A 22,979-nucleotide genomic window follows, 5' to 3' on the forward strand; every position below is an offset into this window, starting at 1 on the left:
CCGCACGAGGAGCCCTGTCAATGTTTTGTCCAGACATTCGGACGAGACCTTGACAGCGCTTGCTGCGCGAACCGAAGCTGGCCGGCATGACAGCGCCCGCACCTCAGCCCTCACTGTCCCGCATCCGGATCGGCTCGGCTCCGGACTCCTGGGGCGTGTGGTTCCCCGACGACCCCCGGCAGGTCCCCTGGCAGCGCTTCCTCGACGAGGTCGCGGACTCCGGCTACGAGTGGATCGAGCTGGGGCCGTACGGGTACCTGCCGACCGATCCCGCAGTCCTCACCGAGGAGGTCTCCCGGCGTGGCCTGAAGGTGTCCGCGGGCACCGTCTTCACCGGCCTGCACCACGGCGAGGCCGTGTGGGAGAAGACCTGGGCGCATGTCGCGGACAACGCGGTGCTCGCCCAGGCCATGGGGGCGAAGCACCTGGTCGTGATCCCGTCGTTCTGGCGGGACGACAAGACGGGCGAGGTGCTGGAGTCCGACACGCTCACACCCGGGCAGTGGCGCAACCTCAGCTCGCTGACCGAGCGCCTGGGACAGCGCGTGAAGGACGAGTACGGCCTGCAGATCGTCGTCCATCCGCACGCCGACACCCACATCGACAGCGAGGAGAACGTGGTCCGCTTCCTCGACGCCACCGACTCCTCCCTGGTGTCGCTGTGCCTGGACACCGGGCACTACGCGTACTGCGGCGGGGACAGCGTCAAGCTGATCGAGACGTACGGCTCGCGGATCGGGTACCTGCACCTCAAGCAGGTGGACCCGGAGATCCTGGCGGACGTACGGGCCAAGGGGACGCCGTTCGGGCCGGCCGTGGCCCAGGGTGTGATGTGCGAGCCGCCGTCCGGGGTCCCGGAGCTCGGTCCGGTGCTGGAGGCCGCGCAGCAACTGGACGTGGACCTGTTCGCGATCGTCGAGCAGGACATGTACCCGTGCGAGCCGGACAAGCCGCTGCCGATCGCCCAGCGGACCAGGGCGTTCCTGCGCTCCTGCGGGGCGTAGCCGGTCACCTGCGGGCGCGCGGGGGGGCCGGTCGCCCGGTTCCCCGCGCTCTTGGAGACTCCGGAGGGCGCCGGGGGACGCGGTACGGCCGCGGAGGCCGAAAGCGGCCGTTGTCAACGCGCCGCGCCCGCACGCCCGCGTACGCCTTTGCGTCACCTCTGTCACGAAGTCCCCTTCCGTGTCACACATGTCGCGTGTACGCGGGCTCCCCGTCACACTGCGCGCACAGACCCTGACCACCGGTCACCGCGTCTCGTTCACGGGGCACAGGCTTTGTGATCGCCAGCGCAGCGCCCGGTACCCCCGACGGCCGTTCCCGGCCGCCGCCGCGGTGCGCGCGGGGAGGTGCACCACATGACCGACCGAAGGCTCTGGTCGTACAAGGAGATCGCGGCGCACATCCGTGTGCAGCCGGACACCGTGCGGTCGTACCGCAAGCACGGGCTGCTGCCGGCGCCCGACCACGTCGAGGGCGGCAAGCCCTTCTGGTACGCGGACACCGTGCGCGCGTGGGTCGCGTCCCGGCCGGGGAACCGGGGGCGGAGAGAGGACTGAGGCGGCGCCGGACGGGCCGCGGAAAACCGCGGGCCGGGAGGTGGCCGCGTCTGACACAGTCGGGCCATGAGCGACTTCTCCGTGAAACCCGTGCTGACCGGTGAGCGGACCGTGCTGCGGCCGTTCACGGAGGCCGACGCCGAGGTCATGGCGGAGATCATCGAGGACCCCGAGGTGGTCCGCTTCACCGGCGCGCCCGCCGGCGAACTCACCCTGGAGCGGCTGCGCTCCTGGTACGGCTCGCGGTCCGAGCAGACCGACCGGCTCGACCTCGCCGTCACCGACCGCGCCACGGGTGAACTGGTCGGCGAGGTCGTCCTCCACGAGTGGGACCCCCAGGCCCGGAGCTGCACCTTCCGCACGCTCATCGGGCCCCGGGGGCGCGGACGCGGGCTCGGCACCGAGGCCACTCGCCTCGTGGTCGGCCACGGCTTCGAGCGGCTCGGCCTGCACCGCGTCGAGCTGGAGGTCTACCGCCACAACGCCCGCGCCCTGCGGGTCTACGAGAAGGCCGGGTTCACGGTCGAGGGTGTGCGGCGGGAGTCCGACCTGCGGGACGGCGAGTGGGTGGACTGGGTGGTCATGGGCCTCCTCGACCGCGAGTGGGCCGCCCTCAACCCCACGGCTGGATGACCGTCACCCCCGCTCCGGGGGCCGTGCCCATGGCCGCGAGGGCGGCCGGGGCCGCGTCCAGCGGGATCGTGGACGTGACCAGCAGATCCGGTCGCAGCACGCCCGCCGCGACCAGTTCCAGCATCGGCGGGTAGGTGTGGGCGGCCATGCCGTGGCTGCCGAGGAGCGCGAGCTCCAGGGCGATCGCGCGGGCCATGGGCACCGGCGTCGTGCCGTCCGCCGAGGGCAGCAGACCCACCTGGACATGCCGCCCGCGCCGGCGCAGCGACTCGACGGAGGCCGCGCAGGTGGCCGGGGAACCGAGGGCGTCCAGGGACAGATGGGCCCCGCCGCCGGTCAGCTCGCGGACCGCCGCCGCGGTGTCCCGGGTGCCGCCCGCGTCCACGCACTCCGCCGCGCCGAACTCCTTCGCCAGGGCCAGCGCCCGGGCCGAGACGTCCACGGCCACCACGCGGGCCCCCGAGGCCGCCGCGATCATCACCGCGGACAGGCCGACCCCGCCGCAGCCGTGCACCGCGACCCACTCCCCCGCACCGGCCCGCCCCTGCTGCACGACCGCCCTGAACGCCGTGGCGAACCGGCAGCCCAGGGCGGCGGCCGTGGCGAAGGTCATGTCGTGCGGTACGGCGACGAGGTTCACGTCGGCGTGGTCGAGCGCCACGTACTGGGCGAACGAGCCCCAGTGGGTGAAGCCGGGCTGGGTCTGGCGCTCGCAGATCTGGTGGTCGCCGCTCGCGCAGGCCGCGCAGGTGCCGCAGGCGCAGACGAAGGGGACGGTGACCCGGTCGCCGGGACGCCAGTCGCGCACGCGGGGGCCGACCGACTCCACCACGCCCGCGAGTTCGTGCCCGGGCACGTGCGGGAGGGTGATGTCGGGGTCGTGGCCCTGCCAGCCGTGCCAGTCGCTTCTGCACAGGCCCGTGGCCTCCACGCGGACGACCGCTCCGTGGTCCGCGGGGCGGGGGTCGGGCACGTCCCGTACCTGTGCGGGTTCGCCGTAGTTCTCGAAGACAACCGCTCGCATCCGCGTCTCCCTCGCCGATTCCGTCTGCGGGTACATCCTGACGGGTCGCCGGTCCGCCGGCCGGACCCGGCCGACGACTCTTGGAGAAATACCCCCTAGGGGTATAGGCTGTGATGCAGTAACCCCACACGCCTCCACGAGGAGAACGACATGACCGCCCAGACCGATACCCCGGGATCCGTCACCGCCGTCTACAAGGTGAGCGGGATGAGCTGCGGGCACTGTGAGGGTTCCGTTTCCGGTGAGATCTCCGAGATCGCGGGGGTCAGCTCGGTGAAGGCGGTCGCCTCCACCGGCGAGGTCACGGTCGTGTCGGCGGAGCCGCTGGACGAGGAAGCCGTGCGGGCCGCCGTGGACGAGGCCGGTTTCGAGCTCGTGGGCAAGGCCTGACCGCCCGGGGAAGCGCCGTGGCGGGCCGCCGGGCGACCGACGGCCGGCCACGGCCCGTCGCACTGTTCACCGCGCCCCGCAGGAGCGCGGACGAATCGTTTCTGGAGTAGGGAACATGTCCACCACGGCCCCGCCCGCGCCCGTCTCCGAGGTCGAACTCGTCATCGGCGGGATGACCTGCGCCTCCTGTGCCGCCCGGGTCGAGAAGAAGCTCAACCGGATGGACGGCGTCACCGCCACGGTCAACTACGCGACCGAGAAGGCGAGGGTCGCCTACCCGGCGGACGTCGAGGTCGCCGACCTGATCGCGACCGTCGTGCGGACGGGCTACACGGCGCAGGAGCCCGCGCCCGCCGCAGCGGAGCCCGAGGACACGGACCCCGAGCTCGCCTCCCTGCGGCAGCGACTGCTCGTCTCCGTCGCGCTCGCCGTCCCGGTCGTCGTGCTCTCCATGACCCCCGCCCTCCAGTTCGACAACTGGCAGTGGCTCGCGCTGACCCTCGCCTCGCCCGTCGTCGTCTGGGGCGCGTGGCCGTTCCACCGGGCCGCCTGGACCAACATCCGGCACGGCGCGGCGACCATGGACACCCTCGTCTCGGTCGGGACCCTCGCCGCGTTCGGCTGGTCGCTGTGGGCGCTGTTCTTCGGTGACGCGGGCATGCCGGGCATGCGGGAGCGGTTCGAGCTCACCGCCGGCGGCATGGACGGCGCCTCGGCGATCTACCTGGAGGTGGCCTCGGGGGTCACCGCCTTCATCCTGCTCGGCCGCTATCTGGAGGCCCGTGCCAAACGCCGTGCGGGGGCGGCCCTCAGGGCGCTGATGGAGCTCGGGGCCAAGGACGTCTGCGTCCTGCGGGACGGGCGCGAGGTGCGGATCCCGGCGGAGCGGCTGGCCGTCGGGGACCGGTTCGTCGTACGGCCCGGCGAGAAGATCGCGACCGACGGCACCGTCGTCGAGGGCTCCTCGGCCGTGGACGCCTCCATGCTGACCGGCGAGTCGGTGCCGGTGGACGTCGGCGTCGGGGACGCCGTGACCGGGGCCACCGTCAACGCCGGCGGGCGGATCGTCGTGGCCGTGACCCGGATCGGGGCCGACACCCGGCTCGCGCGGATGGCGAAGCTCGTGGAGGACGCCCAGAACGGCAAGGCGCAGGTGCAGCGGCTCGCCGACCGGGTCTCCGCGGTCTTCGTGCCGGCCGTGCTCCTCGTCGCGGTGGCCACCTTCGGGGCCTGGCTCGGCACCACCGGGGACACCGTCGCCGCGTTCACCGCGGCCGTCGCCGTGCTCATCATCGCCTGCCCGTGCGCGCTGGGCCTGGCCACACCGACCGCGCTCATGGTCGGCACCGGACGCGGCGCCCAGCTCGGCATCCTCATCAAGGGCCCGGAGGTCCTGGAGTCCACGCGGCGCGTCGACACCGTCGTCCTGGACAAGACCGGCACGGTCACCACGGGCCGGATGACCCTCCAGGAGATCCACGTCGTCGACGGGGCCGACGAGAAGCAGGTGCTGCGGCTCGCGGGCGCCCTGGAGCACGCCTCCGAGCACCCGGTCGCGCGGGCGGTCGCCGCGGGCGCCGAGGAGCGGGTCGGGGCGCTGCCGCCGGCCGAGCGGTTCGAGAACGTCCCGGGCAGGGGCGTCCGCGGCCGCGTGGAGGGCCACGAGGTGGCCGTGGGGCGGCTCTTCGACGTGCTGCCCGCCGAGCTGGCCCGGGCCAGGGAGGAGGCCGAGCGGGACGGCCGTACGGCTGTCGTGGTGGGGTGGGACGGCGTGGCCCGCGGGGTCCTGGCCGTCGCCGACGCGGTCAGGGAGAGCAGCGCCGAGGCGGTGCGGTCACTGCGGGCGCTGGGGCTCACGCCGGTGCTGCTGACCGGGGACAACCGGACGGTGGCGGAGGCGGTGGCCCGGGCGGTCGGGATCGACGAGGTGGTCGCAGAGGTGCTGCCCGAGGACAAGGTCGAGGCCGTACGACGGCTGCAGCGCGAGGGCCGGGTCGTCGCGATGGTCGGCGACGGGGTCAACGACGCCGCCGCGCTCGCCGCCGCCGACCTGGGGCTCGCCATGGGGACCGGGACCGACGCGGCGATCGAGGCGGGGGATCTGACGCTGGTGCGCGGTGACCTGCGGGTGGCCGCGGACGCGATCCGGCTCTCCCGGCGCACCCTGTCCACGATCAAGGGCAATCTCGTGTGGGCTTTCGGCTACAACGTGGCCGCGCTGCCGCTGGCCGCGGCCGGGCTGCTGAACCCGATGATCGCCGGGGCGGCGATGGCGTTCTCCTCGGTGTTCGTGGTGACCAACAGCCTGCGGCTGCGTGCCTTCCGTTGAGGATCCTTTGACAGACCCCCTCTGGAGTCCGGAGCCACGCTCACATAAGCTCTTCACAAGACTCGCGCATCGTCCTTACGCTGGGGTCCCGTTCACCGTATCCGGGCTCTTGCGTATCTAACGGACATTTGCAAGAGACGCAGATCACAGTGATGCGAACGTAACCATCGAAGGGGTTCGAAGGTCTAAGTTGGCGATGTCAGGCAGCGTCTTGGGGGGCGTTGACTGACGTCTGAGGATGTCTTGGGGGACTTCCTCGGAGCTGCGTTGCCGGGGCACGCACTTAGGGAAGCTTTGAGCGGCCCTCCCGACCGTGCGCTGTCCCGGCAGGCCGCACACTGGAGTAGTACGAGGAGTTCTGCTCGTTCTGCTCAACAGCAGTACCGGAAAGACAGCGATTCAGGCGCTGGTCTCTCAGACGCCCGGCCGGATCCCGTGGGGGGAATCCGCACCGGGACATGGGAAGGCGCCCTGGACGCCGGCCCGTGGGGGGACCGTCGCCAGGGCGCCTTTCGTTTTGCGTGCTCGCAGAGGCTCGCCCGCCGGGAACGCCGAAGGGACGCCACCGAAGCGGCGCCCCTTCGCTCACCGGCAGGTGTCAGCGCTGTTCGACCGGGATGAAGTCCCGCTCCACGACACCCGTGTAGATCTGGCGCGGGCGGCCGATGCGGGAGCCCGGCTCCTTGATCATCTCGTGCCACTGGGCGATCCAGCCCGGGAGGCGGCCGAGGGCGAACAGGACCGTGAACATCTCGGTCGGGAAGCCCATGGCGCGGTAGATCAGGCCCGTGTAGAAGTCGACGTTCGGGTAGAGGCTGCGCGAGACGAAGTAGTCGTCGGAGAGCGCGTGCTCCTCCAGCTTGAGGGCGATGTCCAGCAGCTCGTCGGACTTGCCGAGGGCCGAGAGGACGTCGTGCGCCGCCGCCTTGATGATCTTCGCGCGCGGGTCGAAGTTCTTGTAGACCCGGTGGCCGAAGCCCATCAGCCGGACGCCGTCCTCCTTGTTCTTCACCTTGCGGATGAAGGAGTCGACGTCACCGCCGGAGGCCTGGATGCCCTCCAGCATCTCCAGCACGGACTGGTTGGCACCGCCGTGCAGCGGGCCCCACAGGGCGTTGATGCCGGCGGAGATCGACGCGAACATGTTCGCCTGCGACGAGCCGACGAGACGGACCGTGGAGGTCGAACAGTTCTGCTCGTGGTCGGCGTGCAGGATGAGCAGCTTGTCCAGGGCGGAGACCACGACCGGGTCGAGGTCGTACTCCTGCGCCGGCACCGAGAACGTCATGCGCAGGAAGTTCTCGACGTAGCCGAGGTCGTTGCGCGGGTAGACGAACGGGTGGCCGATCGACTTCTTGTAGGCGTACGCCGCGATCGTCGGGAGCTTGGCGAGCAGGCGGATCGTCGAGAGGTTGCGCTGCTTCTCGTCGAAGGGGTTGTGGCTGTCCTGGTAGAACGTCGACAGGGCGGAGACCACCGACGACAGCATGGCCATCGGGTGGGCGTCGCGCGGGAAGCCCTTGTAGAAGTTCTTGACGTCCTCGTGCAGCAGGGTGTGCTGCGTGATGTCGTTCTTGAAGACCGAGAGCTCGTCGACGGTCGGGAGCTCACCGTTGATCAGGAGGTAGGCGACCTCCAGGAAGGTGGAGCGCTCGGCTAGCTGCTCGATCGGGTAGCCGCGGTACCGGAGGATGCCGGCCTCACCGTCGAGGTAGGTGATGGCGGATTTATAGGCCGCGGTGTTGCCGTAGCCGCTGTCCAGGGTGACCAGACCGGTCTGGGCGCGGAGCTTCCCGATGTCGAAGCCCTTGTCGCCGACGGTGCTGTCGATCACCGGGTAGGTGTACTCGCCATCGCCGTACCGCACTACTACAGAGTTGTCGCTCACGTCATCCCTCACCGACGTTGTGCCTCTTCTTCGAGGTTGCCCTGACTGTCTCTACCATCCCCCATTTGGCGCAGGAGAGTGCACTCGGGGTCGGCCGTTGGGCGTATCAGCGGCACTGAGTGCCGCCAACTTGCTCATCCTGCCCCTCCCCACCCGCTTCCGGAAGGGCTCTGTGACCCACGTGACTCATTTGATCGATCATTTTTTGTGTCGTCTCACGATTGACGCCCGTCACAGGGCCGAGAGCCGGAAGTCCAGCGCCGTGCAGCGCCGCCCCGCCGAGACCGTGCGCACCGCCTGACCGATCGCCTTGCGGGAGCCGACGAGGACGACGAGCTTCTTCGCGCGCGTGACCGCCGTGTACAGCAGATTCCGCTGGAGCATCATCCAGGCGCTGGTGGTGACCGGGATCACCACGGCCGGGTACTCGCTGCCCTGGGAACGGTGGATGGTCACCGCGTACGCGTGGGCCAGTTCGTCCAGTTCGTCGAAGTCGTACGGCACCTCCTCGTCCTCGTCCGTCAGCACGGTGAGGCGCTGGTCGACCGGGTCGAGCGAGGTGACCACGCCCACGGTGCCGTTGAAGACACCGTTGGTGCCCTTCTCGTAATTGTTGCGAATCTGGGTGACCTTGTCGCCGACCCGGAAGACCCGGCCGCCGAACCGCTTCTCGGCGAGGTCGGGGCGGCCCGGGGTGATGGCCTGCTGGAGCAGGCCGTTGAGGGTGCCGGCGCCGGCGGGGCCGCGGTGCATGGGCGCGAGCACCTGCACGTCCCGGCGCGGGTCGAGGCCGAACTTGGCCGGAATCCGACGGGCCGCCACATCCACGGTGAGCCGGCCGACCTCCTCCGTGTCGTCCTCGACGAAGAGGAAGAAGTCCTTCATGCCGTCGGTGACGGGGTGCTGCCCGGCGTTGATCCGGTGCGCGTTGGTGACCACACCGGACTGCTGGGCCTGCCGGAACACCCGGGTGAGGCGCACGGCGGGCACCGGCCCGCCGTCGGCGAGCAGATCCCTGAGGACCTCCCCCGCGCCGACGCTGGGCAGTTGGTCGACGTCCCCGACGAACAGCAGGTGTGCGCCCGGGGGTACGGCCTTCACCAGCTTGTTGGCGAGCAGCAGGTCCAGCATGGAGGCCTCGTCGACCACCACCAGGTCGGCGTCGAGCGGGCGGTCCTTGTCGTAGGCCGCGTCGCCGCCGGGCTTCAGCTCCAGGAGCCGGTGCACGGTGGAGGCGTCGGCGCCGGTGAGCTCGGCGAGGCGCTTGGCGGCCCGGCCGGTCGGGGCGGCGAGGACGACCTTGGCCTTCTTGGCGCGGGCCAGCTCCACGACCGAGCGCACGGTGAAGGACTTGCCGCAGCCGGGGCCGCCGGTGAGGACGGCGACCTTCTGGGTCAACGCCAGCCTGACGGCGGCCTCCTGCTCCGGGGCGAGCTCGGTGCCCGTACGGGACTTCAGCCAGCCCAGCGCCTTGTCCCAGGCCACGTCGCGGAAGGCCGGCATGCGGTCCTGGTCGGTGCGCAGCAGGCGCAACACCTGGGCGGCGAGGGAGAGTTCGGCGCGGTGGAAGGGGACGAGCCAGACGGCGGTGACCTCGTGGCCGTCGGGGCCGGGCACCTTCTCGCGTACGACGCCGGGGTCGCCGGAGTCCTCGTCGGGCAGGGCGAGTTCGGCGAGGCACTCGATGACCAGGCCGGTGTCGACCTGGAGGAGCTTGACCGCGTCGGCGATGAGCTGCTCCTCGGGGAGGTAGCAGTGGCCCTGGTCGGCGGACTGCGAAAGGGCGTACTGGAGGCCCGCCTTGACCCGCTCCGGACTGTCGTGCGGGATGCCGACGGACTGGGCGATCTTGTCGGCGGTGAGGAAGCCGATGCCCCAGACGTCGGCGGCGAGCCGGTAGGGCTGGTTCCTCACCACCGAGATCGAGGCGTCGCCGTACTTCTTGTAGATGCGCACGGCGATGGAGGTGGACACCTCGACGGTCTGGAGGAAGAGCATGACCTCCTTGATCGCCTTCTGCTCCTCCCAGGCGTCGGCGATCTTCCTGGTGCGCTTGGGGCCGAGGCCGGGGACCTCGACGAGCCGCTTCGGCTCCTCCTCGATGATCTTCAGGGTGTCGGTGCCGAAGTGCTGGGTGATGCGGTCGGCGAAGACGGGGCCGATGCCCTTGACGAGCCCCGAGCCGAGATAGCGGCGGATGCCCTGGACGGTGGCCGGCAGGACGGTCGTGTAGTTCTCCACGGTGAACTGCTTGCCGTACTGCGGGTGGGAGCCCCAACGCCCCTCCATCCGCAGGGACTCCCCCACCTGGGCACCGAGCAGCGCGCCGACGACGGTGAGGAGGTCGCCGCCGCCCCTGCCGGTGTCGACGCGGGCGACGGTGTAGCCGTTGTCCTCGTTGGCGTACGTGATGCGCTCCAGCACGCCTTCGAGCACGGCCAGCCGTCGCTCACCCGTGGAGGCCCCCGCCTGATTGGACATGCCCCGACGGTACCGCCCGGCAGTGACAGCCCAGGGGGTCGGCGTGGGGGACGGAGGGGGACGGCGTGACACGCCTGGGGTGCCTCCTGCTCCCCACGGCCCACGCCCGGTCCGCTACCCCGCCTGTGACGTCACGTGGTCGATCACCGTCGCGAAGTCCTCCGTCGGGGAGAACTCCACGAACTCGCAGTCCTCCAGGGCGACGGGGACGTGGCCGGGGCCCCAGTAGTACGCCTGGCCCGCCTCGTACTCCTCCTCGCCGGAGGGCGTGAGCATCTTGAGGCGGCCCTTCAACAGGTAGCCCCAGTGCGGGCATTGGCACGCGTCGCCTTCGAGGCCCTTGAGGGCGGGGCCCATGTCCGTGCCCTCCGGGAGCCGGAGCCAAGCGACGGACATGCCGCCGCCGATCGGCCGGGTGCGCACCTCCACGCCGTCGCCCGCGAGGGCGACGGGTACGTCGTCACGAGTGGCCGCCGTCATGGCTCCTCCGCTCCGGCCTCCCAGGCCTTGAGGAAACGACTTCTGCCCCTTCCAGCCTGGTCCGCCCCCGCGCGGCCCGCCACATCACGATTTGGTATCGGGGTCTTGCAAACGGCCGTGTAATCGATTCCAATCCTCGGTACACGCACTCGTGTAATCGATTCCACAAGGAGGTGGAGCGGCGATGGCGAGCATCAAGGACGTCGCTGCCGAGGCGGGGGTCTCCGTCGCCACGGTGTCGCGGGTCCTGAACGACCACCCGTCGGTCAGCGCGGACGCACGCACCCGCGTGCTGGCCGCCGTGGAGACCCTGGGCTACCGCCCGAACGCCGTCGCCCGCTCCCTGCGCACCGACCAGACCCACACCCTCGGCCTGGTCATCAGCGACGTGCTGAACCCCTACTTCACCGAGCTGGCCCGCTCCGTCGAGGAGGAGGCCCGCGCGCTGGGCTACAGCGTGATCATCGGGAACGCCGACGAACGCCCGGACCTCCAGGACCACCACGTACGCAACCTGCTGGACCGCCGGATCGACGGCCTCCTGGTCTCCCCCACCGACGGCGGCTCCCCGCTGATGCTGGACGCCGTCCGCGCGGGGACCCCGATGGTGTTCGTGGACCGCTGGATCCCCGGCGTGGCCGTGCCGGTGGTCAGGGCCGACGGACGGGCCGCCGTGCGCGACCTCGTGGCCCACCTGCACGGCCTCGGGCACCGCAGGCTCGCCATCATCGCCGGGCCCGCCGCCACCACGACCGGCCAGGAGCGCGTGGCGGCCTTCCGGGAGGCCCTGGAGGCGTACGGCCTGAAGCTGCCCGACGCCTACATAGGCCAGGGCGACTTCCAGGCCGAGAGCGGACGGCGGGTCACCGAGGGCTTCCTCGACCTGCCCGAACCGCCCGAGGTCGTCTTCGCCGCCGACAACCTGATGGCGCTCGGCGCCCTGGACGCCGTACGCGCGCGTGGGCTGCGGGTGCCGCAGGACCTGGCTCTGGCCGCGTTCGACGACATCCCGTGGTTCGTGCACACCGATCCGCCGATCACCGCGGTCGCCCAGCCCACGGGCGAGCTGGGGCGGGCCGCCGTGCGCGCGCTCGTCGACCGCATCGAGGGCCGGCGTCCCGCGTCGGTCACCCTCCCCGCCCGTCTCGTCGTCCGCCGTTCCTGCGGCGAGAACCCGCACGAGAACCCCGTAACGAACAGGAGCGAGTCGTGAGCAACGAGGACGAGTTGCTGCGCATCGAGGGCATACGGAAGTCCTTCCCCGGCGTGGTCGCGCTCGACGGCGTCGACTTCGACCTGCGCCGGGGCGAGGTGCACGTACTGCTCGGCGAGAACGGCGCCGGCAAGAGCACGCTGATCAAGATGCTCTCGGGCGCCTACCACCCCGACGAGGGCCGGGTCCTGGTGGACGGCGCGGAGGTGCACATCCGCGGGGCGCAGGACGCCGAGCGGCTGGGCATCGCCACCATCTACCAGGAGTTCAACCTCGTCCCCGACCTGACGGTCGCCGAGAACATCTTCCTGGGCCGCCAGCCGCGCCGCCTCGGGATGATCGACCGGAAGACCATGGAGGCCGACGCCGAGGTCCTGCTGAAGCGGGTCGGGGTCAACGTGTCGCCACGCGCGCGTGTGCGTGAACTCGGCATCGCCCGGCTCCAGATGGTCGAGATCGCCAAGGCGCTCAGCCTGAACGCGCGCGTGCTGATCATGGACGAGCCGACCGCCGTGCTCACCTCCGAGGAGGTCGACAAGCTCTTCGCGATCGTGCGCAGGCTGCGCGAGGACGGGGTCGGGATCGTCTTCATCACCCACCACCTGGAGGAGATCGCCGCCCTGGGCGACCGGGTCACGGTCATCCGGGACGGGAAGTCGGTCGGCCAGGTGCCCGCCACCACGCCCGAGGACGAACTCGTGCGCCTGATGGTGGGGCGGTCCATCGAGCAGCAGTACCCGCGGCAGCGCGGCGAGACGGGAGCGGCCCTGCTCAGGGTCGAGGGCCTCACCCGCGACGGCGTCTTCCACGACATCGGCTTCGAGGTGCACGCCGGCGAGGTCGTCGGCATCGCCGGGCTGGTCGGCGCGGGCCGTACCGAGGTCGTGCGGGCCGTGTTCGGCGCGGACCCGTACGACAAGGGGGCCGTGCACGTCGCCGGGACGGCGCTGCGGGGCCACGACGTGGGCGCCGCCATGGCCGCCGGGATCGGGCTGATCCCGGAGGACCGCAAGGGCCAGGGCCTGGTGCTCGACCAGTCGGTCGAGGAGAACCTGGGCCTGGTGACCATGCGGGCCGCCACCCGCGGGGGGCTCGTCGACCTCAAGGGCCAGCGGGCGGCCGCCGCGCGGATCGCCGACCAGCTCGGGGTGCGGATGGCGGGCCTGCACCAGCATGTGCGCACGCTCTCCGGCGGCAACCAGCAGAAGGTCGTCATCGGCAAGTGGCTGCTCGCCGACACCAAGGTGCTGATCCTCGACGAGCCCACGCGCGGGATCGACGTCGGCGCCAAGGTCGAGATCTACCAGCTCATCAACGAACTCACCGCGGCCGGTGCCGCCGTCCTCATGATCTCCAGCGATCTGCCCGAGGTGCTCGGCATGAGCGACCGGGTGCTGGTGATGGCCCAGGGCCGGATCGCCGGCGAACTCACCGCCGACGAGGCCACGCAGGACTCCGTGATGGCTCTCGCCGTCAGCACGAACACCGTCAAGACCGAGAAGGAGGCCCCCCGTGGCCACTGACACGCTCAAGAGCGGGGCGAGCGCGGGTGGCCTGCGCCGTCTCCTGCTCGACAACGGCGCGCTCACCGCGCTGATCGTCCTCGTCATCGCCATGTCGGCGCTGTCCGGCGACTTCCTGACCACCGACAACCTGCTCAACGTCGGCGTCCAGGCGGCTGTGACCGCCATCCTCGCCTTCGGTGTGACCTTCGTGATCGTCTCCGCGGGCATCGACCTGTCGGTGGGCTCGGTGGCGGCCCTGTCGGCGACGGTCCTCGCCTGGAGCGCCACGTCGCACGGGGTGCCGGTCTTCATAGCCGTCGTCCTCGCCGTGGTGACCGGCATCGCGGCCGGTCTCGTCAACGGCTTCCTGATCGCGTACGGCAAGCTGCCCCCGTTCATCGCGACCCTGGCCATGCTCTCGGTGGCCCGCGGTCTGTCGCTGGTGATCTCCGAGGGCTCCCCGATCGCCTTCCCCGACTCCGTCTCGCACCTCGGTGACACGCTCGGCGGCTGGCTGCCGGTGCCCGTCCTCGTCATGGTCCTCATGGGGCTGATCGCGGCCTTCGTGCTGGGCCGGACCTACATCGGCCGCTCCATGTACGCGATCGGCGGCAACGAGGAGGCGGCCCGTCTCTCCGGCCTCAGGGTCAAGAAGCAGAAGCTCGCCATCTACGCGCTGTCCGGTGTCTTCGCGGCCGTCGCGGGTGTCGTGCTCGCCGCCCGGCTGTCCTCGGCGCAGCCGCAGGCCGCCGACGGCTACGAGCTGGACGCGATCGCCGCGGTCGTCATCGGCGGCGCCTCGCTCGCGGGCGGCACCGGCAAGGCGTCCGGGACGCTGATCGGCGCGCTGATCCTCGCGGTGCTGCGCAACGGCCTCAACCTGCTGAACGTGTCCGCGTTCTGGCAGCAGGTCGTCATCGGTGTCGTCATCGCACTGGCGGTGCTGCTCGACACGCTGCGCCGCAAGGCCGGGGCGACCCCGGTGGCCGGTGCCCCGCAGGGCGGCAAGGGGCGCCAGGCGGCGACGTACGGTCTCGCGGCCGTGGTCACCGTGGCGATCGTGGGCGCGACCTCGTTCCTGCACGACGACTCGTCCTCGACGGCCAAGCCGAAGGTGGGCCTGTCGCTCTCCACGCTCAACAACCCCTTCTTCGTGCAGATCCGGTCGGGCGCCCAGGCCGAGGCGAAGAAGCTGGGCGTGGACCTGACGGTCACGGACGCCCAGAACGACGCCTCCCAGCAGGCCAACCAGCTCCAGAACTTCACCAGTTCGAACCTCGGCGCGATCATCGTCAACCCGGTGGACTCGGACGCGGCGAGCAACTCGGTCAAGGCCGCCGACAAGGCGAAGATCCCCGTCATCGCGGTCGACCGGGGCGTCAACAACGCCAGGACGGACGCCCTGGTGGCCTCCGACAACATCGCCGGCGGTGAGCTCGCCGCCAAGACCATCGGCGACAAGCTCGGCGGCAAGGGCAAGATCGTGATCCTCCAGGGCCAGGCGGGCACGTCGGCGGCCCGTGAGCGCGCCGAGGGTTTCGCCAAGGGACTCAAGGCGTACCCGGGCATCCAGGTCGTCGCGCAGCAGCCCGCCGACTTCGACCGCACCAAGGGCCTCGACGTGATGTCGAACCTGCTCCAGGCCCACCCGGACGTCCAGGGCGTCATCGCCGCCAACGACGAGATGGCGCTCGGCGCGATCAAGGCGCTGGGCTCCAAGGCCGGCAAGTCGGTCTCGGTGGTCGGCTTCGACGGCACTCCGGACGGCCTGAACGCGGTCAAGGGCGGCACGTTGTACGCGTCCGTGGCACAGCAGCCCTCCCAACTGGGCAAAATCGCGGTGGACAACGCGCTGAAGGCCCTTGAGGGCAAGAAGGTCGAGGAGACCGTCAAGGTGCCGGTGAAGGTGGTCACCAAGGAGAACGTGGCCGGTTTCACGGGCTGACGACGGCGTACGGGCGGGCGGTCGCTTCGACCGCCCGCCCCGCGTCACTGACTAGGGGAGTCATTCATGTACGACTACGACCTTCTGGTCGTAGGGTCGGCCAACGCCGACCTGGTGATCGGCGTGGAGCGGCGGCCGGGGGCCGGCGAGACGGTGCTCGGTTCGGACCTGGCCGTGCACCCGGGGGGCAAGGGCGCCAACCAGGCGGTCGCGGCGGCCCGGTTGGGCGCACGGACGGCGCTGCTGGCCCGGGTCGGCGACGACGGACACGGCAGACTGCTGCTCGACTCGCAGCGGACGGCCGGGGTCGACACGGTGGGCGTGCTGGTGGGCGGGGCCCCGACGGGGGTCGCGCTGATCACCGTCGACCCGTCGGGCGACAACAGCATCGTGGTGTCGCCGGGTGCCAACGGGCGTCTGACGCCGGGGGACGTACGGGCCGCGGTCAGCCTCTTCCACGCCTCCCGGGTGGTGTCGGCCCAGTTGGAGATCCCGCTGGAGACGGTCGTGGAGGTCGTGCGGAGTCTGTCGCCGGACAGCCGGTTCGTGCTGAACCCGTCGCCGCCGCGGCCGTTGCCCACCGAGGTGCTGGCGGCCTGCGATCCGCTCATCGTCAACGAGCACGAGGCGAAGGTGATCCTCGGGGAGGCCTGTGTGAGCGACGTGCCGGAGGACTGGGCGCGGCTGCTGCTCGCCAAGGGGCCCCGGTCGGTGGTGGTGACGCTGGGCGCCGGGGGGTCGCTGGTGGCGTCCTCGGCGGGGGTGAGCCGGGTGGCGTCGGTGAAGGTGGACGCCGTGGACACGACGGGTGCGGGGGACGCCTTCACGGCGGCGCTGGCGTTCCGGCTGGGGGCGGGTGCCTCCCTGGTGGAGGCGGCCGCGTACGCGTCCCGGGTCGGGGCGGTCGCGGTGACCCGGAAGGGCGCGCAGGACTCCTTCCCCACCGCTGAGGAGGTCGGCGCGCTGTGAAGAGGGCCGGAATACTGAACCGCCATCTCTCCGGCGCGCTCGCCGAGTTGGGGCACGGGGACGGGGTGCTGGTGTGCGACGCCGGCATGCCGATCCCGGACGGGCCGCGCGTGGTCGACCTGGCCTTCCGGGCCGGGGTGCCGTCCTTCGCGGAGGTCCTCGACGGGCTGCTCGCCGAGCTGGTGGTCGAGGGGGGCACGGCGGCGGAGGAGGTGCGGGACGCCAACCCGGCGGCCGCGGAGCTGCTGGTCGCCCGCCTCCCCGAGCTGGACCTGGTCTCCCACGAGCAGCTCAAGGAGATGTCGGCGGGCGCCCGGCTCGTCGTACGCACCGGGGAGGCACAGCCGTACGCGAACGTGCTGCTCAGGTGCGGGGTGTTCTTCTGACACCGGGGTCTCAGGGCGCCGGGAAGGCGAGGCGCAGGTCGTACGTCCGCTCGGCGCGCCGGAGGGCCGGTACCAGGGCGGCGCGCAGTGCGCGGACCTCCTCGGCGTGGTCCGCGAGGAACCGATCACGCAGGTCCCGCCGGGCCGGTTCGCGTGCGGTCTCGACCGGGCGCATGCAGGTGGCGTAGGCGTTGCCGAGCGCGCTGTCCACGCGCGCGTAGTCGGCCGCGGGCGCGTTCATCAGGCGGGAGTCGACGAGGGCGAAGAAGGCGTTCTCGTCGCGCACCCGGTACCCCCGTTCCGCGAGGCAGCCGGGCAGGCCGGCCAGGGCGCGGGTGGCCGCCGGGGTGCGACGGGCGGCGGAGAGCTCGCCGAACCACGCCCGCTGCAACGGCAGGTAGGCCTCGCGTACGGCCTTCGCGGCGGCCTCGCCCTCGGCGCGGCAGCGGCGGGTCTGCGCGGCGCTGCCGGTTCGGGCGGTGCCGGCGGCCGCTGTGGGCGCGGGGGTGGGCGGGGGCACCTCGGTGCCGTGTCCGAACCCGTGGCGGCCGAGGAAGGCCAGGTCGGGCAGTTCGGCGTACGAGATGAACGCCAAGGGGGCCTCCTCGGGGAGCCGGATGCCCGCGGTCCGGGCGCAGCGGTCGGCGGCGGTGCGTGCCACCTGCCGGCCGAGGACGTCCAGGCCCTGGGTCCAGCGGCTCTCGGCACCGGTCACCGGGAGCACCATGCGCACCGGGTCCCGGGGCAGGGCGTGGGTGACCCGCGCGGGTGCCGCGGCCGTGGTCGGCGCGGGCGCGGCGGCCGGCCCCGCCCCCGACGGGTCGGCCGCCGTGCCGCACGCGGCGGTGAGCATGGCGGCGGCCGCGGCGACCGCGGTGCGGGCGAGGCTGGTGCGGTTCACGTCCGTCCTTCCGCCGGCCGGGGTGCCGCGCGGGCGCGGCACCCCGGGACCCGGAGTCGAGGTCAGTGGGTGATGGTGACGCTGTCGCCGCCCTCGAGGAGGCTGGACACGCTGAACGGCGTGTTGTCGTTGACGTCGGTGCACAGCCAGTACGTGGAGTCGTTGACGCTGTGGCTGCCGTCGTAGGCCTGGACATAGCGCTTGGCGCAGGTGAACCAGGTGCCGTCGGAGCGGCGCAGACGGCCCGCGTAGTAGTCGTAGGTGCGGGACGTGCTGTTGAAGGAGTACGTCAGGTTGAGGTCGCCGCAGGAGCTGGTGGCGGACTTGTTGCGGACGGTGCCCTGGCTCTCGTACTCGCCGGTGGTCAGCGACGAGGCCGTGCAGGCCTGCGGGGCCGCGGACGCGGCGGGGGCGAGCACCATGCCGGTCGCCGCGGAGACGAACACGAGTGCTCCTGCGACGACGGCCCGGCGGCTGCGGTCTCTGTTCGGCATGCTTGGTTCCCCTTTTCCGGTGGGTGGTGGTGCCGCCGCACACAGTCGCAGCGCGGGTCCGGTCCGGACCACGACCTTCGAACAGACTCGAAAAGTCCAGGCGGGGCAGCGGAGTTCGTCGCTCCGTTGCGGCGGGTGCGACGGCCGGGGCCCATGAGCCGGAGGATGTCCTGAATTGCGGGCCGCCGGTGACTAAAAGTCGCTCGGCACCGTCGCCCCGGCACGCTCGGCCGGGGCGGGACGGCGCAGCATCGCCGCCCCGAGCGGGGTCAGGGTGTGCAGGACGGTGTTCTGGAGGCGGCGGCTCGTGCTCAGGCCGGCGTCGCGCAGCACCGTGGTGTGGTGCGTGGCCGTGGCCGGGGACACGCCCAGGAAGCGGGCCAGCTCCGAGGTGGTCATGCCGAGGGCCACGGCGCGTAACGCGGCGGCCCTGGTCCTGCCCAGCAGCGCGGAGAGCGCGGCGTCGGGCAGGGCGGGGTCGGGCGGCCTGACGCCCTGCACGGAGTACACCAGCACCGGTCTCAGTGTGCCGTCGGCCAGGGAGACCGGTGTCTTCCAGCAGAAGTAGGACGGCACGAGGCGCAGGCCGCGCCCGCCGAGGTGCAGGTCGCGGTCCTCGACGTAGTCGACGTGGAGCACGGGCGGGCGCCAGCGCATGGTGGGCGAGAGGCCGTTGAGCAGGCCGCCGACACCGCCGTTGAGCGTCGAACGGGCGAGCAGGACGCGCTCCCCGGCGAGCGCCTCGCCCATCCGGTCGTGGTGGGGCGCGACGACGGCGTCGTGGTAGGCGCGCAGGACCCGGACGAGCTCGTCGCGGGGGTCGTGTTCGGCCAGTCCGGTCACCCAGTCCGGGGCGCCGCTGCACCGGGCCAGCAGCTTCATCTCGTGGACGACCCGCTCGGGCGGGGTGTCCCGGACGGCGGCCAGCCCCGCCTCCAGCCCGTCCGCGCACTCGGCCGGGGTGAGGAAGTCCGGCCAGTAACGGGCCCTGGGCAGCACGGGGATGAGGAGCCCGCGCACCGCGGCGCCCAGCCGGGTGCCGGTGAGCGTGGCCCGGGTGCTGCGGTGCCAGTCCGCGTAGGCCCAGCGGCCCTGGGTGGTCTGGAGCCGGTGGAGGCTGAAGGCGGTCTCCCAGAGCGGGTCAGGTGTGTTCGCCACCCGGATGCGGGTCAGGTCATCGGGCGTGAAGTGGATGCGCAGCACGGAACGTCCCCCGGGATCGTCGGCAGTCGTGCTCGGCACGGAGCAGCCTGGGCCTCGGGCGCCACACCGGCAACGTATGGATTCGGCCGCTTCCCTCCGTCACCGCCGGCACCGCGAAAAAAGGGGGCGAAAAAAGTCGGTAGCCCGTACAACCCTCCCCCGACCTCGCGGGTCGTACTTGGCATCAGGACTCTTGGAGGGGGATCTGGGGGGATCACGGGGGTTCTGATGGGGAGGGAAACCCGAGGGGGCCCGGTCTGTCGACCGGGCCCCTTCGAAATATCCGGCCCGCTCACACGGTGTGGGCCACGAAGCGCTCGGCGGTCTCGGCGAGGACCTCGCGGCCGTCGCGGGCCCACAGCGCGTCGTTGAACAGCTCCACCTCGATGGCCCCGGTGTACCCGGCCGCCTCGACGTGACGCTGCCACTCCCGCATGTCGATCGAGCCGTCGCCGATCTGCCCGCGGCCGTTCAGCACACCCTCCGGCAGCGGGGTCGTCCAGTCCGCGAGCTGGAAGGTGTGGATACGGCCGCCGGCGCCCGCGCGGGCGATCTGCGCGGGCGCGTTGTCGTCCCACCAGATGTGGTACGTGTCCACCGTGACGCCGACCTGCCGGGCGGGGAAGCGCTCCGCCAGGTCGAGGGCCTGGGTGAGCGTGGAGACCACACAGCGGTCTGCGGCGTACATGGGGTGCAGCGGCTCGATGGCCAGCCGCACCCCGTGCTCCTCGGCGTACGGACCCAGTACCGCCAGGGCGTCCGCGATGCGTTCCCGGGCGCCGTGCAGGTCCGTCGAGCCGGCCGGGAGGCCGCCCGAGACCAGCACCAGGGTGTCGGTGCCGAGGGCGGCCGCCTCGTCGACCGCGCGGCGGTTGTCGTCCAGCGCCGCGGCCCGCTCGTCCGGGTCGATCGCCGTGAAGAAGCCGCCGCGGCACAGCGTGGTGACGGTCAGACCCGCGTCGCGGACCAGCTTGGCCGTCTCCTCGACGCCGTACGAGCGGACGGGCTCGCGCCACAGCCCGACGTTGCCGACGCCCAGGTCGCGGCAGGCGGCGACCAGTTCGGGCAGGGAGAGCTGCTTGACCGTCATCTGGTTGATCGAGAAGCGGGACAGGTCGGTCACTGGGTCACCCCGTACAGGGACAGCAGGTTCTTCATGCGCTCCTCGGCGAGGGTCGGGTCCGGGAACAGGCCCAGGCCGTCGGCGAGTTCGTAGGCGCGCGCGAAGTGCGGGAGGGAGCGGGCCGACTGGAGGCCGCCGACCATCGTGAAGTGCGACTGGTGGCCGGCCAGCCAGGCGAGGAGGACCACGCCCGTCTTGTAGAAGCGGGTCGGCGCCTGGAAGAGGTGCCGGGACAACTCGACCGTGGGGTCGAGGAGTTCGCGGAAGCCCTTGGCGTCCCCGGTGTCCAGCACCCGGACCGCCTCGGCGGCGAGCGGGCCCAGCGGGTCGAAGATGCCGAGCAGGGCGTGGCTGAAGCCCTGGTCGTCGCCCGCGATCAGCTCGGGGTAGTTGAAGTCGTCACCGGTGTAGCAGCGGACGCCCTGCGGGAGACGGCGGCGGATGTCGACCTCGCGCCGCGCCTCCAGGAGCGAGACCTTGATGCCGTCGACCTTGTCCGGGTGGGCGGCGATGACCTCCAGGAAGGTGTCGGTCGCCGCGTCGAGGTCGCTCGATCCCCAGTAGCCCTCCAGGGCCGGGTCGAACATCGGGCCCAGCCAGTGCAGGATCACCGGCTCGCCGGCCTGGCGCAGCAGGTGGCCGTAGACCTCCAGGTAGTCCTCGGGGCCCTTCGCCGCGGCCGCGAGGGCCCGGGAGGCCATCAGGATGGCCTGGGCGCCGGACTCCTCGACGAGGGCGAGCTGCTCCTCGTAGGCGGCCCGGACCTCGTCCAGGGTCGCCGGGCCGGTGAGCTGGTCGGTGCCGACACCGCAGGCGATGAGCCCGCCGACCGACCTGGCCTCGGCGGCGCTGCGGCGGATCAGCTCGGCCGCGCCCGCCCAGTCCAGGCCCATCCCGCGCTGCGCGGTGTCCATCGCCTCGGCGACACCGAGCCCGTCCGACCACAGGTGGCGGCGGAAGGCGAGGGTGGCGTCCCAGTCGACGGCGGCCGGCGAGTCGGGGCTGGTGTCGGCGAACGGGTCGGCGACGACGTGCGCGGCCGAGAAGACCGTACGAGAGGTGAAGGGGGTGCCGGAGGTGGCGGCGAAGGGTTCGAGGCGCGGTTCGTACGCCGTGAACCCTCCGTCCCCGGTGGGGAGTCGGATGGTCACAGCGCGATCTCCGGTACGTCGAGACGGCGGCCCTCGGCCGAGGACTTCAGGCCCAGTTCGGCGAGCTGGACACCGCGGGCGCCGGCGAGGAGGTCCCACTGGTAGGGGGCGTCGGCGTAGACGTGCTTCAGGAAGAGCTCCCACTGGGCCTTGAAGCCGTTGTCGAACTCGGCGTTGTCGGGCACTTCCTGCCACTGGTCGCGGAAGACCTCGGTGGCGGGGATGTCCGGGTTCCAGACCGGCTTGGGGGTGGCGGAGCGGTGCTGCACCCGGCAGTTGCGCAGGCCGGCGACCGCCGAACCCTCCGTGCCGTCGACCTGGAACTCGACGAGCTCGTCGCGGTTGACGCGCACGGCCCAGGAGGAGTTGATCTGGGCGATCGCGCCGCCGTCGAGCTCGAAGATGCCGTAGGCGGCGTCGTCGGCGGTGGCGTCGTAGGGCTTGTCGTTCTCGTCCCAGCGCTGGGGGATGTGGGTGGCGGTGAGGGCCTGGACGGACTTCACGCGGCCGAAGAGCTCGTGGAGCACGTACTCCCAGTGCGGGAACATGTCGACAACGATGCCACCGCCGTCCTCGGCACGGTAGTTCCAGCTCGGGCGCTGGGCCTGCTGCCAGTCGCCCTCGAAGACCCAGTAGCCGAACTCGCCGCGGACCGAGAGGATCCGGCCGAAGAAGCCGCCGTCGATGAGGCGCTTCAGCTTGAGCAGGCCCGGCAGGAAGAGCTTGTCCTGGACGACGCCGTGCTTGATGCCCTTGGCCTCGGCGAGGCGGGCCAGCTCCAGGGCGCCGTCGAGGCCGGTGGCGGTGGGCTTCTCGGTGTAGATGTGCTTGCCGGCGGCGATCGCCTTCTTGATGGCCTCCTCACGGGCGGAGGTCACCTGGGCGTCGAAGTAGATCTCGACGGTCGGGTCGGCGAGGACCGCGTCCACGTCGGTGGAGATGTTCGCCGGGTCCAGGCCGTGCTGCTCGGCGAGGGCCTTCAGCGCGTGCTCGCGGCGGCCCACGAGGACCGGCTCGGGCCACAGCACGTCGCCGTCGCCGAGGTCGAGGCCGCCCTGCTCGCGGATGGCGAGGATGGAGCGGACGAGGTGCTGGCGGTAGCCCATGCGCCCCGTCACACCGTTCATGGCGATACGCACCGTCTTGCGTGTCACGTCATTCCCTTCATAGGAGTCGTACGCGGTTGTGCGCGCCGCGCACGCTCCACTGATGAGCGTTACAGCAAGCGCTTTCTATCTAGGTAGAAGCTAGCCTCTGACCAGCGGTCCGGACAAGACCGCGAACCGGGTGAGTTGTTCGAGGGGG

At 71.6% G+C, this 22,979-nt stretch carries 20 protein-coding genes; 10 read left to right on the top strand and 10 right to left on the bottom strand.

Features of this window, described 5'->3' with window-relative positions:
• Nucleotides 1–86: 86 nt before the first annotated feature.
• The 3 genes from ACZ66S_RS03300 (at nucleotide 87) to ACZ66S_RS03310 (ending at nucleotide 2,192) form a co-directional block, all read left to right on the top strand.
• Nucleotides 87–1,004 carry a sugar phosphate isomerase/epimerase family protein gene (locus tag ACZ66S_RS03300; protein WP_469899288.1) on the top strand — a complete coding sequence of 306 codons (918 nt, stop codon included), beginning with the start codon at nucleotides 87–89 and terminating at the stop codon, nucleotides 1,002–1,004.
• A gap of 354 nt (nucleotides 1,005–1,358) precedes the next feature.
• Nucleotides 1,359–1,559 (top strand): helix-turn-helix transcriptional regulator, encoded by a 201-nt coding sequence (locus ACZ66S_RS03305; RefSeq protein WP_469899289.1) that lies wholly within the window; start codon nucleotides 1,359–1,361, stop codon nucleotides 1,557–1,559.
• Between the two features lie 66 nt (nucleotides 1,560–1,625).
• Nucleotides 1,626–2,192 carry a GNAT family N-acetyltransferase gene (locus tag ACZ66S_RS03310; RefSeq protein WP_469899290.1) on the top strand — a complete coding sequence of 189 codons (567 nt, stop codon included), beginning with the start codon at nucleotides 1,626–1,628 and terminating at the stop codon, nucleotides 2,190–2,192.
• Here the strand turns inward: ACZ66S_RS03310 and ACZ66S_RS03315 are convergent.
• A complete protein-coding gene (locus ACZ66S_RS03315) occupies nucleotides 2,173–3,216 on the bottom strand; it encodes a zinc-dependent alcohol dehydrogenase family protein (protein ID WP_469899292.1) in 1,044 nt (347 codons plus the stop codon). The two genes, ACZ66S_RS03310 and ACZ66S_RS03315, sit on opposite strands and share 20 nt — an antisense overlap.
• Before the next feature lie 150 nt (nucleotides 3,217–3,366).
• Here ACZ66S_RS03315 and ACZ66S_RS03320 point away from each other — a divergent pair, with 150 nt between their 5' ends.
• Entirely contained in the window at nucleotides 3,367–3,606 is a 240-nt protein-coding gene (locus ACZ66S_RS03320; RefSeq protein ID WP_031037814.1) for a heavy-metal-associated domain-containing protein, read from the top strand.
• 115 nt (nucleotides 3,607–3,721) lie between these two features.
• Nucleotides 3,722–5,935, top strand: a complete 2,214-nt coding sequence (locus ACZ66S_RS03325) for a heavy metal translocating P-type ATPase (protein ID WP_469899293.1) — start codon at nucleotides 3,722–3,724, stop codon at nucleotides 5,933–5,935.
• A 598-nt stretch (nucleotides 5,936–6,533) separates the two neighbouring features.
• Here the strand turns inward: ACZ66S_RS03325 and ACZ66S_RS03330 are convergent.
• The 3 genes from ACZ66S_RS03330 to ACZ66S_RS03340 form a co-directional block, all read right to left on the bottom strand.
• Entirely contained in the window at nucleotides 6,534–7,823 is a 1,290-nt protein-coding gene (locus tag ACZ66S_RS03330; protein ID WP_365450058.1) for a citrate synthase, read from the bottom strand.
• 231 nt (nucleotides 7,824–8,054) lie between these two features.
• Nucleotides 8,055–10,304, bottom strand: a complete 2,250-nt coding sequence (gene recD2, locus ACZ66S_RS03335; protein WP_469899294.1) for an SF1B family DNA helicase RecD2 — start codon at nucleotides 10,302–10,304, stop codon at nucleotides 8,055–8,057.
• A 114-nt stretch (nucleotides 10,305–10,418) separates the two neighbouring features.
• Complete coding sequence (locus ACZ66S_RS03340) at nucleotides 10,419–10,784, bottom strand: cupin domain-containing protein (RefSeq protein WP_469899296.1); 366 nt, start codon at nucleotides 10,782–10,784, stop codon at nucleotides 10,419–10,421.
• Nucleotides 10,785–10,968: 184 nt separating this feature from the next.
• Here ACZ66S_RS03340 and ACZ66S_RS03345 point away from each other — a divergent pair, with 184 nt between their 5' ends.
• From ACZ66S_RS03345 to rbsD, 5 genes are all read left to right on the top strand, one after another.
• On the top strand, nucleotides 10,969–11,997 hold the full coding sequence (locus tag ACZ66S_RS03345; RefSeq protein WP_469899298.1) for a LacI family DNA-binding transcriptional regulator: 1,029 nt from the start codon (nucleotides 10,969–10,971) through the stop codon (nucleotides 11,995–11,997).
• Nucleotides 11,994–13,520, top strand: a complete 1,527-nt coding sequence (locus ACZ66S_RS03350; RefSeq protein ID WP_469899300.1) for a sugar ABC transporter ATP-binding protein — start codon at nucleotides 11,994–11,996, stop codon at nucleotides 13,518–13,520. The genes ACZ66S_RS03345 and ACZ66S_RS03350 overlap by 4 nt, the downstream gene beginning before the upstream one ends.
• Nucleotides 13,510–15,447: an ABC transporter permease/substrate-binding protein gene (locus tag ACZ66S_RS03355; RefSeq protein ID WP_469899301.1), complete on the top strand. Its 1,938-nt coding sequence runs from the start codon at nucleotides 13,510–13,512 to the stop codon at nucleotides 15,445–15,447. The genes ACZ66S_RS03350 and ACZ66S_RS03355 overlap by 11 nt, the downstream gene beginning before the upstream one ends.
• A 66-nt stretch (nucleotides 15,448–15,513) precedes the next feature.
• Complete coding sequence (locus ACZ66S_RS03360; protein ID WP_469899302.1) at nucleotides 15,514–16,416, top strand: ribokinase; 903 nt, start codon at nucleotides 15,514–15,516, stop codon at nucleotides 16,414–16,416.
• On the top strand, nucleotides 16,413–16,802 hold the full coding sequence (rbsD, locus tag ACZ66S_RS03365) for a D-ribose pyranase (protein WP_469899304.1): 390 nt from the start codon (nucleotides 16,413–16,415) through the stop codon (nucleotides 16,800–16,802). The genes ACZ66S_RS03360 and rbsD overlap by 4 nt, the downstream gene beginning before the upstream one ends.
• 10 nt (nucleotides 16,803–16,812) lie before the next feature.
• On the opposite strand, the gene ACZ66S_RS03370 is transcribed toward rbsD, so the two are convergent.
• From ACZ66S_RS03370 to ACZ66S_RS03395, 6 genes are all read right to left on the bottom strand, one after another.
• Nucleotides 16,813–17,703 carry a hypothetical protein gene (locus tag ACZ66S_RS03370; protein WP_469899306.1) on the bottom strand — a complete coding sequence of 297 codons (891 nt, stop codon included), beginning with the start codon at nucleotides 17,701–17,703 and terminating at the stop codon, nucleotides 16,813–16,815.
• A 62-nt stretch (nucleotides 17,704–17,765) separates the two neighbouring features.
• A complete protein-coding gene (locus tag ACZ66S_RS03375) occupies nucleotides 17,766–18,197 on the bottom strand; it encodes a hypothetical protein (RefSeq protein WP_469899307.1) in 432 nt (143 codons plus the stop codon).
• Between the two features lie 192 nt (nucleotides 18,198–18,389).
• The gene (locus tag ACZ66S_RS03380; RefSeq protein WP_469899673.1) at nucleotides 18,390–19,400 is read right to left on the bottom strand and encodes a helix-turn-helix domain-containing protein; all 1,011 of its coding nucleotides are present in this window, start codon (nucleotides 19,398–19,400) and stop codon (nucleotides 18,390–18,392) included.
• A 292-nt stretch (nucleotides 19,401–19,692) separates the two neighbouring features.
• Nucleotides 19,693–20,523 carry a sugar phosphate isomerase/epimerase family protein gene (locus tag ACZ66S_RS03385; protein ID WP_469899309.1) on the bottom strand — a complete coding sequence of 277 codons (831 nt, stop codon included), beginning with the start codon at nucleotides 20,521–20,523 and terminating at the stop codon, nucleotides 19,693–19,695.
• Nucleotides 20,520–21,674, bottom strand: a complete 1,155-nt coding sequence (locus ACZ66S_RS03390; protein ID WP_469899311.1) for a dihydrodipicolinate synthase family protein — start codon at nucleotides 21,672–21,674, stop codon at nucleotides 20,520–20,522. The genes ACZ66S_RS03385 and ACZ66S_RS03390 overlap by 4 nt, the downstream gene beginning before the upstream one ends.
• Entirely contained in the window at nucleotides 21,671–22,828 is a 1,158-nt protein-coding gene (locus ACZ66S_RS03395; RefSeq protein ID WP_469899312.1) for a Gfo/Idh/MocA family protein, read from the bottom strand. The genes ACZ66S_RS03390 and ACZ66S_RS03395 overlap by 4 nt, the downstream gene beginning before the upstream one ends.
• Nucleotides 22,829–22,979 lie beyond the last annotated feature (151 nt).

This window comes from Streptomyces sp. NPDC107471 (genome assembly GCF_055582845.1).